Annotated in this window: 13 protein-coding genes and 2 pseudogenes; 7 read left to right on the plus strand and 8 right to left on the minus strand. The window is 42.2% G+C overall.

All coding sequences use genetic code 11. The features are described from left to right. Positions 1–384 precede the first annotated feature (384 nt). The 6 genes from QUA33_RS18275 to QUA33_RS18300 form a co-directional block, all read right to left on the minus strand. Entirely contained in the window at positions 385–732 is a 348-nt protein-coding gene (locus QUA33_RS18275; protein ID WP_333069655.1) for a hypothetical protein, read from the minus strand. Positions 733–1,065: 333 nt separating this feature from the next. Next, positions 1,066–2,148: an ABC transporter ATP-binding protein gene (locus QUA33_RS18280; protein ID WP_333150100.1), complete on the minus strand. Its 1,083-nt coding sequence runs from the start codon at positions 2,146–2,148 to the stop codon at positions 1,066–1,068. 111 nt (positions 2,149–2,259) lie between these two features. Further along, positions 2,260–3,123 (minus strand): carbohydrate ABC transporter permease, encoded by an 864-nt coding sequence (locus QUA33_RS18285; protein WP_333150047.1) that lies wholly within the window; start codon positions 3,121–3,123, stop codon positions 2,260–2,262. A gap of 71 nt (positions 3,124–3,194) precedes the next feature. Continuing rightward, positions 3,195–4,103: a sugar ABC transporter permease gene (locus tag QUA33_RS18290; RefSeq protein ID WP_333150049.1), complete on the minus strand. Its 909-nt coding sequence runs from the start codon at positions 4,101–4,103 to the stop codon at positions 3,195–3,197. Positions 4,104–4,268: 165 nt separating this feature from the next. Further along, a complete protein-coding gene (locus QUA33_RS18295; RefSeq protein ID WP_333150051.1) occupies positions 4,269–5,585 on the minus strand; it encodes an ABC transporter substrate-binding protein in 1,317 nt (438 codons plus the stop codon). Between the two features lie 546 nt (positions 5,586–6,131). Beyond that, complete coding sequence (locus tag QUA33_RS18300) at positions 6,132–7,466, minus strand: DUF4912 domain-containing protein (protein WP_333097948.1); 1,335 nt, start codon at positions 7,464–7,466, stop codon at positions 6,132–6,134. A gap of 879 nt (positions 7,467–8,345) precedes the next feature. Between QUA33_RS18300 and QUA33_RS18305 the strand changes: the two genes are divergently transcribed. The 4 genes from QUA33_RS18305 (at position 8,346) to QUA33_RS18315 (ending at position 12,309) form a co-directional block, all read left to right on the plus strand. Further along, complete coding sequence (locus QUA33_RS18305; protein WP_333150053.1) at positions 8,346–8,774, plus strand: hypothetical protein; 429 nt, start codon at positions 8,346–8,348, stop codon at positions 8,772–8,774. Positions 8,775–8,989: 215 nt separating this feature from the next. Further along, positions 8,990–9,946, plus strand: coding sequence for a decaprenyl-phosphate phosphoribosyltransferase (locus QUA33_RS18310; protein ID WP_333150055.1), 957 nt, complete (start codon positions 8,990–8,992; stop codon positions 9,944–9,946). A gap of 381 nt (positions 9,947–10,327) precedes the next feature. Continuing rightward, on the plus strand, positions 10,328–10,420 hold the full coding sequence (locus tag QUA33_RS28285) for a hypothetical protein (protein WP_445243261.1): 93 nt from the start codon (positions 10,328–10,330) through the stop codon (positions 10,418–10,420). 341 nt (positions 10,421–10,761) lie between these two features. Continuing rightward, a complete protein-coding gene (locus QUA33_RS18315) occupies positions 10,762–12,309 on the plus strand; it encodes a glycosyltransferase family 39 protein (protein WP_333150057.1) in 1,548 nt (515 codons plus the stop codon). A gap of 209 nt (positions 12,310–12,518) precedes the next feature. Here the strand turns inward: QUA33_RS18315 and QUA33_RS18320 are convergent. Together QUA33_RS18320 and QUA33_RS28290 are read right to left on the minus strand one after the other, a co-directional pair. Beyond that, a pseudogene (locus tag QUA33_RS18320) lies at positions 12,519–13,037 on the minus strand (transposase); the annotation flags it as partial. A 19-nt stretch (positions 13,038–13,056) separates the two neighbouring features. Next, complete coding sequence (locus tag QUA33_RS28290; RefSeq protein WP_445243260.1) at positions 13,057–13,290, minus strand: helix-turn-helix domain-containing protein; 234 nt, start codon at positions 13,288–13,290, stop codon at positions 13,057–13,059. A 339-nt stretch (positions 13,291–13,629) separates the two neighbouring features. Between QUA33_RS28290 and QUA33_RS18325 the strand changes: the two genes are divergently transcribed. The 3 genes and pseudogenes from QUA33_RS18325 (at position 13,630) to QUA33_RS18335 (ending at position 15,093) form a co-directional block, all read left to right on the plus strand. Next, a complete protein-coding gene (locus QUA33_RS18325; RefSeq protein ID WP_333150059.1) occupies positions 13,630–13,785 on the plus strand; it encodes a hypothetical protein in 156 nt (51 codons plus the stop codon). A gap of 116 nt (positions 13,786–13,901) precedes the next feature. Continuing rightward, the gene (locus QUA33_RS18330) at positions 13,902–14,264 is read left to right on the plus strand and encodes a hypothetical protein (RefSeq protein WP_333150061.1); all 363 of its coding nucleotides are present in this window, start codon (positions 13,902–13,904) and stop codon (positions 14,262–14,264) included. A 253-nt stretch (positions 14,265–14,517) separates the two neighbouring features. Beyond that, positions 14,518–15,093 (plus strand): annotated as a pseudogene (locus QUA33_RS18335) (Uma2 family endonuclease). Positions 15,094–15,127 lie beyond the last annotated feature (34 nt).

The raw sequence follows: 15,127 nt of genomic DNA on the forward strand, positions 1-15,127 counted from the left end.
AAAGTTAACTCGAAATAAACGCCGCTTTTACCAACAAGGTATGCGGGCTGCAACCCTGATTCGGTCTATCTCCTAGGCCTCTTTGTCACCCCCCCAGGTTTTAACCACCTAGTTTGAGCAACGGGCTTTTAACGCGAATTTGATTTAATTTAACATAAAAGACTTCCAACTCAAAAACCCAGTTTCTCAGGTGAAACTGGGTTTTTGAGCATCTGTTCTAGTTTATGTATGCTCGCCTACTTGATTGCGTCTGTCGTATTAAGTAGCTCAACTTATTTAAACGTCAAACTTTTCAGGTGTTCAGAAACCTGGAAGGGCGAGCACTCTTGGCTGCCCCCCGAAAGCAATCAGGTTTCTCAGTGTTATATTTTTTAGGTGGAGCTCCTAATCCTTTAATTCGCGGATACTTCTCTTAGCAGTGTCTTGATACATCTCCCCCATTTCTTTCACGGCTGCTCCTGCCTCTTGGCCAATCTTCTGAGCTCGATCGCCGGGAGAGTCTGAGGTTTCGCGAGCTTCTTGCCTCCATTCGCGCGTGGTTTGGGGTCTTTCAGGATTGTTGAGCTCAGATTTTGAGCTTGCTTGCGTGCCAAAACCTTTGTTAGTGCGTCCCGAATCAACAGTGGTTGTCAGCACCAGAAAACCGACTAGGACAACACTCAAAAAACTCTTAATTTGAAAGCCCTTAAGCAGGGAACTGATGCGAGCAATGGCTGTGGAAATCAAATTCATCTCAGTAATACTCCCTAAGTTGAGTGGTGATAATTTTCAACATTTTTTCATCTAATTGACTTGCTCCAAAATCAGCAGCTAATGCGAGGTAAAGCCAACTTAGCTTTAACTTCCGATCAACCACCTAAATAGAGTTATAGGTTAGCGATAAAATCTGGTAGACACGCCACCTATGTGTCAGCCAATTAGCTTTTTCACACATGAATATCACCTTAACAGCAGCCAAATAGTTCTACCTCTAACTAAAGTCATAACTTAGTTAGAAGCAAAAAAAATATTTTTCAGCACAGGGTTAGACAATTTTTAATCAATCATGCTCTGCAAAGCAAATTCTTATTGCAAGCGATCGCCCGTTTTCACGTCAAACCAGTGCAGCAACTGAGGCGGAAAAACCAGCTCTACAATTTCCGAATTCCAGTGGCGGTCATTTGGCAGTAAAGCTCGCACCGTTACTGACTCCAAACCTTTAACTCGGACGCTAACTAAATTTTGCATTCCCAAGTTTTCCACTAAATAAACCTCACCTTTAATTGCCTCTGGGGCAGACATATTGCCGGCCTCTGCATCTGCAAAGCCGACGTGTTCCGGGCGAATTCCTAACACAATTTCTGGCGGCACAGTAGGTATATTTGGGAGTGGAACTCGAAAATCGCCCAACACAGCAAAATTTCCCTGGCATTTAAGCACGAGCAAATTCATTTGCGGGCTTCCCACAAAACCGGCTACAAACTGATTTGCAGGACGGGTATAAATTAAGTGTGGCGGGTCTAGTTGCTGCACGTTGCCGCTGTTGAGAACTGCGACTTTTGTAGAAAGCGTCATTGCTTCGGTTTGGTCGTGAGTGACGTAAACTACAGGAGCTTTTTGAGAGGAAAACAATTGTTTGAGTTCGGCCCTAACTTTTTCCCGCAATAATGCGTCGAGATTGCTCAAAGGTTCGTCGAGCAAAAATACTTCCGGTTGGCGCACTAATGCGCGACCGAGGGCGACTCGCTGCCGCTGTCCGCCTGATAGTTTTCCGGGTTTGCGATCGATTAATTCCGTCAATCCTAGGGATGCTGCAACTTCTGTCACTAACCGATTGATTTCACCGGAGGAGATTTTGCGAAGTTTGAGGCTCGATGCCATATTCTCGTATACTGTCATGTGCGGATAAAGCGCGTAACTTTGAAAAACCATTGCAATATCGCGATCGCCCGGTCTGAGATAAGTGACATTGCGATCGCCAATTCTAATCTCGCCCCTAGTTGGCTGTTCTAACCCTGCAATTAACCGCAGTGTCGTAGATTTGCCACACCCCGACGGCCCCAGCAAGGTTAGAAATTCTCCTTCGCTGACATCCAAACTAATGTCTTTTACGGGAACTACTTTAGGGCTGTAGGTTTTATTGAGGTTTTTTAGTTGCAATTTTGCCATGATTTTTAAAGTGTTGACTGTTGACTGTTGACTGTGTTGTTTGACTCGTTCCCAGCCAGAACCCAGGAACCAGTTCAATCTAAAATCTAAAATCTAAAATCTAAAATCGATTTATCCTTTTACAGCCCCCGCAGTTAAACCCTGAACAATGCGCCGCTGGAACACCAAAACCAGAAAAACTAAGGGCAAAGTTCCCAAAACGGTAGCTGCGGCGATCGGGCCGTAAGGAATCTCAAATACTGACACCCCGCTGAGTTGAGCCGTGGCGACTGGGATTGTTTTTAGAGATTCGCGAGTCATAAATGTTAGTGCAAAAATAAACTCGTTCCAAGCTGAAATAAATGTCAAAATTCCCGTTGTGACTAACGCGGGAAATGTCATCGGTAGCACGATTTGCCACAGCATTTGGAAAGTGTTGTATCCGTCTACTTTAGCTGCATCTTCCAAATCTTTGGGCAACTGTTGAAAAAAACTCCGCATTACCAAAATTGTCAAGGGCAGATTGATCGCGGTGTAAGGAATAATTAATGCTAAATAATTATTGCCTAAATCCAAAGCTTTGACAATTTCCAGCAGTCCCAAAAATAGCAGAACTGCCGGAAATAGCGTTACAATCGTCACAGTTGCCAGAATTATTCTCTCGCCCCACAACCGCAACCGGGCTAAAGCGTAAGCAGCAGGAGCGCCTACTGCTAAACACAGCAATGTTGAAGTAATGGAAACAAAAGCGCTATTTAAAATGTAAAGGGCAAACGGGCGGCGCTGGAACAGCGACAGGTAATGCTCGAAAGTAATTCGTTTGGGAATGTAGATGTTGGGAATCGCCGAAATATCGGGATTTACTTTAAAAGAAGTTAGCACCTGCCAGATAATAGGTGCGAGGAAATAGGCAACAATTAAGAGCGCTGAGATTGGCAAGATTAATTGCCGGATGTTAAAGGTTTTTTTCGTGGGGTGTTCGCGGGCGATCGACATAATTTATACCAATCAAATAAATGTGCAACTGTGGGTTATCTCAAATCCAAAATCCCAAATGTAAAATCGTCTTAGTTTCCTCCGGCTGCATTGATGCGGGCTCTCGATAACAGGTAAGCGGCGATCGCAACTGCTGCCACTAACAGCAAAAAAGTACAAACCACCAAAGCCGCCCCGTACCCAAAGTCTAAATACCTCATCACTGTGCTGTAAATGTAGATAGAAACCGTCTCCGTTGCCCCCGCCGGTCCCCCTCCCGTCATCACCTGAATCAAGTCAAAAATGCCGAAAGACTGGGCAAATCGAAACAGCAAAGCAATCACAATTTGGGGCATCAGCAGGGGCACAGTAACTTGACGGAAACTCTGCCAGCTACTCGCGCCGTCAATCGCGTGGGCTTCGTACAAATCACCGGGAATTGATTGCAATCCCGCTAGCAAAAGCAAGCTGACAAAGGGCGTAGTTTTCCACACATCTGCTGTAATCACTGCCATCATTGCCAAAGTCGGATCTCCCAGCCAGCTAATGCTATTTTGAATCAATCCTAATCGCCTCAAAATGTCGTTAATTACGCCGTATTGGTCGTTAAAAATCCACGCCCAAGCTACTCCCATCAATGCAGTGGGCAATGCCCAAGGTAGGAGAGAAATTGTGCGAACAATGCCGCGCCCTGTGAAAGATTGATTTAAGACTAAGGCAATGCCCATACCGAGAATTAATTCCACCAAAACAGAGACGACTGTAAATACTGTGGTGTTGCCTAAAGTTTGCCAGAAACGCCCGTCGCCTAACATTCGACTGTAGTTAGCAAAACCAGAAAAAACCAGTTTTAATTCAGTACCGAGGTTTTGGGTGAATAAACTCAGCCAAAAAGCGCGCAATATTGGGTAAGCAAATACTAGCAGCAGAATTATCAAAGCTGGTGCTACTAATATCCATCCGGTTGTTTGTTCGCGCTGTCGCATCTTGTCTAATTGCATAATTTTCACCTTTAATTTATTTTTTGGCGGGCTAGAAGCAATGCCCCACAATTGAATTAACTTTTTGTGGAACAGGCCCGAAAGCCTGTTCGGGCGGGCAAGATGCCCGCCCCACAATAAAAAAATTCACTCTTTGTGGAACAAGCCGGAAAGCCTGTTGAGGACTTACGAAGCTTGGGGTTGTTTCAAACTGCCTAATAAATTGCGCGTTTCGCTAGCTGCTGCTTTCATTGCTTGTTCTGCACTCATTCTCCCGGTAAAAGCTGAACTCAAATAACGCTGCAAAATATCAGAAGCTTGAGCGTATTGTGCCAGGGGCGGGCGCAAAGCTGGCCGTTCCACTACTTTTAGCAGTTGCGGGTAGTGGGGATATTTGGCGACTATTTCTTTGTTGGTAAATAGGGATTTGTAACTGGGAATTAAACCTGTTTCTAAAATAAATTTGCGCTGGGTTTCCTCGCTGGTAAGATACTGAATTGCTTTCCAGGCTTGTTCTGGATGTTTTGAGGTTTTGGCAATTCCCCAGCCCCAGCCGCCCAAGCAGGAACCGCCTGTTTTACCGGTACTGCTGAGCATTGGCTCGATCGCAATTTTGCCTCTAACATTCGATCCTCCGGCATTTGCCAGCTTCCAAACATACGGCCAGTTTCGCAAAAACAGCGCTTTGCCGTTTTGAAACAAAAGCCGGGTTTCTTCTTCGCCGTAGGTGGTGACACCTGGAGGAGAGATGCCGGAGGCGATCGTATTTTTGAGAAATTCCACTGCTTTAATTGCCTCCGGTTTATCTAACCCAACTTCAAAAGTTTGAGGGTTGGCCCAGAAGCCACCAAAACCGGAGAGCACTTCGACAAACATCGCAGATACTCCCTCGTATTGTTTGCCTTGCCACAGATAACCCCAAGTAGCTTTTCCCTGTTTCTGCAAGTTTTGAGAGATTTTTACCATCTCTTCAAAGGTTTTCGGGGCTGGAATTTTCGCTTGTTCTAAAATGTCTTTGCGGTAATAAAGCATTCCGGCATCGGAAGCGTGGGGAATTCGGTAAAGTTTGCCTCGATACCGCCCGCCTTCGACGTTACCTTGGATGAATTTGGAAAGTTGTTCCGGGGGAATTCTGTCTGTCAAATCGCTTACCCAACCTGCGGCTGCAAATTTGGGAACCCAGACAATATCCATGTTGATGATGTCGTAGGGCGATTCGCCTAAAAGAAAGGCAGATGTATAAAGATTTTCTATGAGGTTGGTGTCAAAAGGCCCTTCTATGAGGTTGATGCGAATGTCGGGGTTTTTCTGTTCAAATTCTTTGACAAAGGGTTTCCAGTTAACAATGTCTTGGCCTTGCATTAACATGGTGAGCACGACTGGCTGTTGAGTCAGTGCCGGCAGAATAAATAAAAGCAAGACGGCGGTTAATGTGGCAGCGAATAAGGCTAAAAGACGGGGACGCTTCTGGCTTCGTTGCTGCGGGGAATTTATGTTTTGCATTTGCTTTTGAGAAATGGCGCTGCGATCGCCTTATTTCTCTCATAACTCGCTTTCTTTTGTTTCGCTGGATTTACCGAGTTTATGCAATAAAAGTTTAAGTAAACTTTAGCTTACTTAATAATGCTTGAGTCAAAAGTGCAAATGTTGATTGAACTGATTAGATAGCGAGTTAAATCAACATCTATCTACAGATAGATATTAAACCTATTACAAAAATCATCAACTATCTTGAGATTATCTGCGTTTATCTGTGTTTATCTGCCTGTAATCTACGGTCGATCATTCAATCAAAGATTTATGCAATTCAAGTCTATTGAGAACATTTAAATAAATAATTCTTCCTTCTTCCTTCTTCCTTCTTCCTTCTTCCTTCTAAACACAAAAAACACCGCTCCTCAAAACAGGAGAACGGTGTATAGGGGGTGTTATGGGTTGTTGTCTGGGATTAACCTTAACAAATCACGATCGGCTGAGGCTATGCCTTGTGATGGTTCAAAAATTGGCACAAACCTGCACGATCGCCCGCCGCTCGATCGACCTTTGGGATTAGCCCAACCATTCCACAACGGCATCCTGCTTGGTATTGGTGCGCCGTTCTGGCGTTTCGCGGTTGAATTTCAAGTGGATGGCGCGGTTTTGTTCGCCGTCTGCTGCTACTGCAAAAATCGGATAGTCGATTAAGCCGTCTTGGAAGGACATCTGGAAGCGGAAAGTGCCGTCAGCATTGAGTTTAATCGGCTGTCCGCCTACGTAGACGGTAGCGTCGGGCTCGGTGGCGCCGTAGACGATCAGTTCGGCATCCGCAACTAACCAGAACTGGCGAGGGCGCATCGGGGCGGCAAAGCCAACTCCCGACATACCGACACCCGACATACCGAAACCGGACATTGTGAGACCGGACATACCGACACCTGACATGGTGAGGCCGGACATACCGACACCTGACGCGGTAAGGCCGGACATGGTGGGAGCTGCCCACATTCCGACGCCGGAGGGGAACACGTAGGAACTGAGGGCTTGTTCGTGGATGCCGACTTGCTGGACCGAACCGGCGACGTGCTGCATGGAACCGAAGATAGAACCCGCTACGCGCATGGATTCGGCAGATTCTGCCATGCCGAAGATTTGTTCGTAGATAGCATTTTCGGTGCTGAAACCAAAGCCATTGGCTGCTTGTGCCATTTTCTTTGCCGGAGGAACCAGTTCGGCGAAAGTTTTGCCTTGCAACTCTTCTTCCCAGTCGAGGGTGATGAATTGATCTTCAATCCAGTCGCTGGGATAGACGGGAGGAACGCGGACTTGGGCAGATCGGGCTAATACCAGCCAGCGACCATCTGCACAGCGGTAGCCGATGTCGATCGCGTAGTCCCGATCGCTCACGGGGATTGGCACATACCATTCCCGTGCCAGTTCGTCGCAGGGATATTCTTGAATACTGTGCGGGCTTTGAGTGTCGAGGTTAACATCTGTAACGTCGTAGATCCGCAGGGCGAGTTGCTGTCCTCCTTGGCGGCGCATTTCTTCTTTGCGATCGTTGGGAATGTCCCAGTAAGTGTAGGCCCATTCAGGATCGCGGGGCATTAAAACCACCCGGCTTTCGCCGTAGCCGTTGGGCAAATCTGCTAAACCTTCGTCTACAGACGACAAAGAACCGCCTGTTCTATCTTCTTGACCGAGTTCAAACTTTGCTGCTTCCACTGCTTCTTGTGCCTCTAGTTTGCGAGATGGGCTGTAGGAAAATTTGGTGCGCTGAATTTCTTGAATTGATGCCAGGAGTTGCGATTTCCGCATCCGGCTGTAGCGAGAGACTCCACATTCGCTAGCAACTCTGCGGAGTTGTCGCAAAGTCATCTCTTCTAATGGTGGGCGTTCTTTTGCCATGAGTTCGTTCTCCACTAATTTGGGATGGCGGGTTAGATTTTTTCTTTCAACACAAATGTGTTGACTTTTTGAGTTAGAAACTCTTTTAAATCCACATATTATCGAGCTTCCAAATCTCTCCAACCTTTGAAGCCTTGCTTGTTTTTAGCTTGTCTTGTCCCCCATGCGATCGAGGGTTTGGACTTATTGGCTTCTGCGCGCACCGTCCGATCTAAATAAAGCTTTATCTGTCGATTCTTGATTGACAAGATCGACTTTGTGAGTGCGACCGGTGCTGCTAGCAACGCTGTGCTAGCAGCACACGCGCTATTCGACTCCCAGGCCTGCTTAATTCAAGCATTTCTTTGGGATCGCTTTGTCATGACTTAATGTTGCAGACAACTTGCGATCGGGTCAAGGGGTCTTTTCCATCAATCCTGGGTACTTATACGCATTTTCGTGATTTTGGGGATCAAATTGTCAGGGAATCTTGACATTTAGGGAGTAGGGGGGATCGGTGGTGAAGCGAATGTCAGGATTTGATGACATATTGCGATAGGGGGCTTTTGATGGATTTGGAGGGTGGGGGCGATCGTTTAGATATGTCAGCGATCGATGCAATCCGACTCCTCGAAACCGGGTTTTTTACGAAAATACTTCGTTATACCATCGCAGATTCGGTAAAAAACCCGGTTTCTTGGCTCCCAGCGTCCAGGACTATATAGCAATCCTAAATGATTCACAAAATTTTATAATTTATAATGGTTGTGGAGTATAATACTTGGATAGGAAATATTAATTAAAAAAACAATATGTGTGAGCAACAACATTTAAAAGAGTTAAATGATTTTATAGATAGCAACCCCGCTCCTATACAAATGAATTGAGCTTTGAGAGTTAATGATGTGGATTGAGGGGATGCCTTGTTCTAAAATACAAAAAATATTAAATGTATCAGCAACATTTATCAGTCAATGCAAAATGAAATTTATCGAAAATGGAGTTGAAGAATTAAAACTGAAGTATCAAGGGTCAAAAGCCTATCTCAGTCAAGCCCAACGCCGGGAGATTATTAATTACTTAGATCCTCAAGTGTATTTAAGCCTACAGGAGTTTCGAGAATATATAGAAGACAAGTATAATGATCGCTTCAAATCAAACTTATTATACATTAATTACTTGATGAAGCAAAGATTAGCTGGAAGGAAACTCAATAAAATAACAAAAAAATCATTAATTGGTAGAAACAAAGAAGATAGAAATAGAGAGAATTTCGGCCGAAAAATGAGACAAGATAGAAGCTGGAAAACTTGTCGTGTGTATGATTGATGAATGTCATTTACTGTGGGGAGATGTCTGTGGATATGTTTGGGGAAAGACTAAGGTAAGAATAGAAGTACCCATGACAAATCAGAGACAAAGGCAAATATATTTTGGTGTTCTCAACTATCAAACAAAAGAATTTTTTGTTCGAGAATATGAAGCCGGAAATTCAAAAAATACACTTTCCTTCATCATGTTAAACAATAAAATTCCCAAAGAGTATGTCTACAAAAAATCATGTTTTATTATTACCAGGAAAACTAGCCTACTTGAAAGCTTTGCGTCCAAGGCAATGGACAAAAAATCTCATTGTCTTTGCTGCACCTTTGTTTGCCTTTAGCATTAATTTACAATCATTACTAGGTAGCCTGTTGGCTTTTGCATTATTTTGTGGAGCGTCTAGTAGTTTCTACTTAATTAATGATCTTGTCGATATCGAAGCCGATCGTCAACATCCCGTCAAAAGTCAGCGACCGATCGCATCCGGCTTAGTTAGCATTCCCGTCGCGATAGGGATGGCTGTTTTGCTATTAGGTAGCGCTTTGACTCTTAGCTGGTTAAGGACTCCTCAGTTAGGTGCAAGCATTACCGCTTATGCCTTATTGCAAGTTGCTTATAATCTTCGACTTAAACGGATAGTGATTTTGGACATTGGCGCGATCGCCACCGGATTTGTTCTCAGAGCCTTTGGTGGTGCAGCAGCTACAGGTGTAGTTTTATCATCTTGGTTTCTACTCTGCACAGCAATGCTAGCATTGTTTTTAGGGATTGAGAAGCGCAAAGCAGAACTGCGATTGACACAACTCAAAGGTAGCACACCTCGTTCTGTCCTCAAACGCTACTCCTTACCAATGTTGAATAGCATGGAAAACGTTGTTACTTCTAGTACAATTGTAACCTATGCACTTTGGAGTTCAGGCCCCTATATGCGTGGAGCATCCACTTCTTGGATGCTACTGACAATACCATTTTTACTCTATGGCATTTTTCGCTATCAACTACTAAGCGAACCCCAGGAAATTTCTCTTAACAGTGATACTAATATTGAGCAAGGAGGAAGCAGTGAAAGACCTGAAGAAGTTCTCTTAAAAGACGTGCCAATACTACTCACGGTTATCGGTTGGGTTCTCACCTGCTTTACGATTTTGTGGCTAAAACATCAATCACTAATCGACTAAAAATTTCAAGATCAACATTTTGGGAATAGGGAAATTTAAAGAATTTGTTGCTAAAGTTACGCCAGATAGGAATCAAAAGAAAACTTCCTACATTGGCACACGGAGCAGATCTACTAGCTCAAATTGAGATTAACTGCTTGAGAGAATCTGGCATTAAAGGAATCATTCTCGATCTAGACGACACGATCATCTCTGAAGATGACCAGTATATTTATCTCCGGGTCCAGAGGATTGGATTACACAGACAAAATTTGCAGGGTTGCATTTGTTTATTCTCTCAAATGGGAAACGACATTATCGAGTCAAATATTGGTTTCACAGTCTAAACATTCAGGCGATTAGTCCAGCAAAAAAACTTTTTTCTTCTGCATTTACCAGGCAATTGCTTATATACAACTTAACCATAAACAAGTAGTAGTAATAGGTGATAGTTTACATACTGATGTTTTAGGAGTATGGCTTTCGGGGTATTAGTGTTTCAAGGTTTCCACACTACCACATCCGCCTAGATGGTGGGATACAATTGCCGGGAAATGGGTACATAAACCTTATCCCTACCTTAAACAACTTGGGAAAATTTATGGTATATTTGAATATAAAAGGTTTTTATATCTAATGATTTATAGAACCCATTTGACATCTTTATTTTATTGTATTGCAGTATGGCCCACTGGTTGGGGAGGGACTAATGTTAAGTGTAATTTCAGCTATCACTTTCACTAAATCTGTTTAATTGTCATTCTAATTCAAGAAAAAAGTCCTGTCAGAACATACTACATGACTTTTCGTAAATTCGCGCTCGTAGGCAAAGGAAAATGAAAAAACTAATTCAAGTTTGTCGTCAAATTTATTGCGAACATCAAATACACTTCAACGTCTTTATTTTTTTCTGGGCGTTATTTGCTCTAAGTAATAGTGGATTTGATACTTCTGAAGGTGTATCCCATTACAAAGTCGCAGTTCAAATAGTTAAACACGGACAGTTAGGTTTTGATAAGTTACCGTCAGGAGTATTTCAATTGGCACCTAATGGCAAAGCTTATGGGTCTCATGAAATTGGCAACACTCTTTTCATACTACCAACAGCATTGATAAATGTGATGCTAGAAAATGTTTTATCTAGATTTGTCGCTCTAGATAAAATAGTATTACTACAAAATTTTATTTTATCCTTTCAAGCCGGTGTTTATTCAGCAATTACAGCCACAACCTTCTTTGCGATATTGCATACTAGATTTTTGATAGCAAAAATCCCCAGCTTTTTAGCAACATTATGTCTGGCACTGACTACATATTTTTGGACTTATTCTCGCAACTTATATGACGGCGTACTCTGTGCCACACTGTTGACAGTATCTTTTTTTCTCCTATTAACATATCGGCATAAAAATACACCCCAGTATTTAGTTGGTTGTTTTATTTGCCTAGGATTCGCTTTTATCACTCGTATATCCATGATATTAGCCATCATAGTAACTTGTGCTTATTTGTTAATCGTTTATCGCTCAACATTAGCAACACGCATTCAGGGATTGTTCTTAGCAGGATTAACATTGTTACCTTTTATCGCGTGGCAATGTTGGTATAACTATCTTAGAACAGGAATATTTTATAAATCGCCTGTACAAACAGCAGTATATGCACACAATAACGCTTTAGACGGAAATATTTTTGTAGGAATAGCAGGTATACTCATTAGCCCAGGGAAAAGTCTATTGATTTATGCACCTTTACTAATTTTGTCTGCATTCCTGTTTAAGAAATTTTATCAAGAACATCAGAAAGAAGCCATATACATTGGTGCTTTAATAATACTATGGTTTCTACTTCACAGTAGATTAAGAAGTTGGTATGGCGCTTGGGGATGGGGGCCAAGGCACTACATTACTATTTTGCCTTTAATATTTTTACCATTTGCGGTCAATATTGAGTATGTACTGAGAGACAAACTTTTAAAAGTTACTGCCATAATTCTAGGAACTTTTGGTTTTATTCTAGGGTTATCATCAATTATTTCTAATTGGCATTTTCGGATGGAGTATGCCACACAGCGCGGTTTAATTGGTGATAAAGTATTTATTTGGAGTTGGAAAAATAGCCAATCAATAGATATGTTGAAGGCAGGATTTGGTAATATTTTTCGGATGCTAACCCATGGACCAATTATCAGAATCCAAGATACATCTTCTGAAGCTAATGAATATGCCAGCAGCACGATAAATCTCTGGGTTAACTCTTTTATCTATGCAGGTATTCCTTGGTATTTCGTAGTGATTTTGGTGATTCCTTTAGTGGCTTTGATGTATTTTTCAGCCCGAAACATTCTTACTACCAAAAAAGAATTATTTGGCACAGGTAAATAAACGGATGTGATGCCATCAAGATGTCCTCGACTGGATGAAAGCAGCAGATTTTTTAGTTTTTCCGTCCCGTTATTACCCTTTTGGTTTAGTAGTGCTATATGTCTTTTGGGATCTGACAAACTGCAAGACTTTCAGCCAAAAAGTTAGCTACCCCAAATAGTCCCCAGCTATCAACTAATATAACAACAAATATAGTAGTCCTAGATGATTTATGAGAATTTACCATAAATGTGAAGCTTAGCGAAATCAAATATCTGATAATGAGTAAGTAACTTAAATATACATTTGACGGCAGCAAAAGTCTTACACATATGATAGCAATCCTTAATCCATTGTTTAGCTTGTAACCAAATATCTTCTATTAGATTCTGAGTCGGATCGTTGGGCGCAAATCTCAAAGAAGTGATTTTCCAATCAGATTCATCTAAACCATTATTCACCACTGATAAAAAATCTTTAACCTCTGCTGAAGAATGATATTTAGCGCCATCCCAAATTAATGCTATCTGCTGAGCCTTATATTGGCTCATCAGATACTTTAAAGATTTAATAGTATGTTCTCCATTTCCCTTTGGATATGCCTGAATTAGACATTGACCAGTCGCAATATTTACGGAACCAAAGTAAGTCTGTCGCTCTTTCTCATTCACAATTGGGACTTCCACTCTTTGATTCTTCTTGCCCCAAACATACCCACAGATATCTCCCCAAAGAAGATGACATTCATCCTGAAAAAAAACTACCCACTTACCTCATTCGATTTCTTGGCGATGAGCATCTAACCATTGGGTCACTTCTTAGGTTTTTGTTGACCAGTTCAGGAGCTGTTTTAGGGTTACGTTTTTGAGATTTGTTCCAGCTTAAACCAGCAGAGTCAAAAATCTCATAGTAACTTTGCTGAGAACTAAAAACAATCTCATACCGCTCTTCTATATAAGCTTTTAGTTCTCCTAAATTCCCATATTTTTTTTCGTACCCCATCAATAATGGCTGCTCGTTCCTCAACTTTAAAATATCCCACGGAACCCTTATAAGCCAGCTTCAGAGCAGATACACCTTGCATGGTGAATATCTGAGTCTATTTACTAATAAAGCCAGAACTCACTGATAAACATTCCTGAATCTCGCGTTGCTTATATCCTTTGAGCTGCATAGAGACGGTAATTTCTCGTTTCAAATCGCGCGGATCGGGATTAGATTGGATAAATTCCGTTAACTATTCTAACATATACAAATTATGTAGCGATCGTGGCTATTATCTCATAAATCATTTAGGATTGCTATATCAACAACACAGCAGCAGAATATTTTACCCCAGAAATGGATGCAGCTTTAGATATTGGCAATTGGCAAAGTACCCAGGAGATTTCCATAGAAGCGGCGCGTCATTACCCGGACAATGGAGAGATTTATCGGTATGCTTACATTCTCGCTACCTCAAAAGTTACTGTTAGTCCCAGTGATAGAAAAGCGTAAAAACATTCAAGCAAGTCGCCAGCGGATGAGAGAAAACTGGCAAAAATATCGCCGTAACTTGGTAGCAGTAAAAGCGGGTAAATGATTAGCTACAGCTATTCTCAGATGAAGAATATTTGGCGCGCGGTGCGATTAATTATGCTTATATTCCGGCAATTACTATCGAGCCAACGAATCGATTTATTATTGTTTTTTATGTCGAAGATAGTGGAACAAAAGCTGTTCTTGATACGGATGCGCCCTACCCCATAATCGCACCAAAAATTGCCCAAAAAGCCAATAGATATAGAGTTGAGCGGCTGGATAGGAAAACAATGTTAGTAAGACGAATGCCGCTAGAAGCGAGTGTTATTCGACTGAATATGACTTTACCTGCTGATGAAGGTGAGGATTTAACAGTGGATAATACAGCTTTTATTGCTGATGTTGAGGAATACTGGAAAATTTTTGTTTTTTCAATCGATAAAATCGGTTTTTGACAAAGTATTCGTTATCTTGTTGATCCGGTGGCTAGTGATAAAAGTTTTCCCGCTCTAAAAATTAATAAACTTTAGGACTTTTAATAAATGAATATATAAATTTTCCAGATTTGGGTATAAAAAATATTGTTAAAAAATGATGGGGTGGTTCACTAAAAGCGATTATTGAGTTCGATCGGCGTTTGCAGATTATTGAATTTGCGGTATTCGGCTCTGTACAATAGGTAATAGCCGATGCGCGAGGCTGCACAATATGCTCAACAACACCATTACCATTCCCCAAACCTTCAAAGTAACTCACGAACAGTTCCAGCAAATTGCTGCCGTCAACCGTGAGTTAAGACTAGAGAGAACAGCTACAGGAGAATTAATTGTTATGCCCCCCACAGGAAGCGATACAGGCAAACGCAACCAAGATGTGTCAGGACAACTGTAGCAGTGGAATCGACAAACCAAGCTAGGAGTAGTATTTGACTCTTCTACTGGTTTTCAACTGCCCAATGGGGCCGATCGCTCCCCAGATACCTCCTGGGTTAAATTAGAACGGTGGCAAACTATCACACCCAAAGAACAAGAAGGCTTCGCTCCCCTTTGTGCAGACTTTATTGTAGAATTGCGATCTAAATCTGACAACAGGGAACCATTGCGAGAAAAAATGCGGGAATACATCGCGAATGGAGCAAGTTTGTGGTGGTTAATCGATCGCGAAAATAAGCAAGTCTAAATATACAGACAAAATCAGGATGTGGAAATATTAGATAATCCCAGCACTTTGTCAGGGGAAGATGTGTTACCAGGGTTTGTCTTAGATTTAACAGATGTTTGGTAGTGACACCGAAAGATTCACCAACAGCAATATAATA

The organism is Microcoleus sp. Pol14D4, assembly GCF_036701245.1.
Lineage (GTDB): Bacteria > Cyanobacteriota > Cyanobacteriia > Cyanobacteriales > Microcoleaceae > Microcoleus.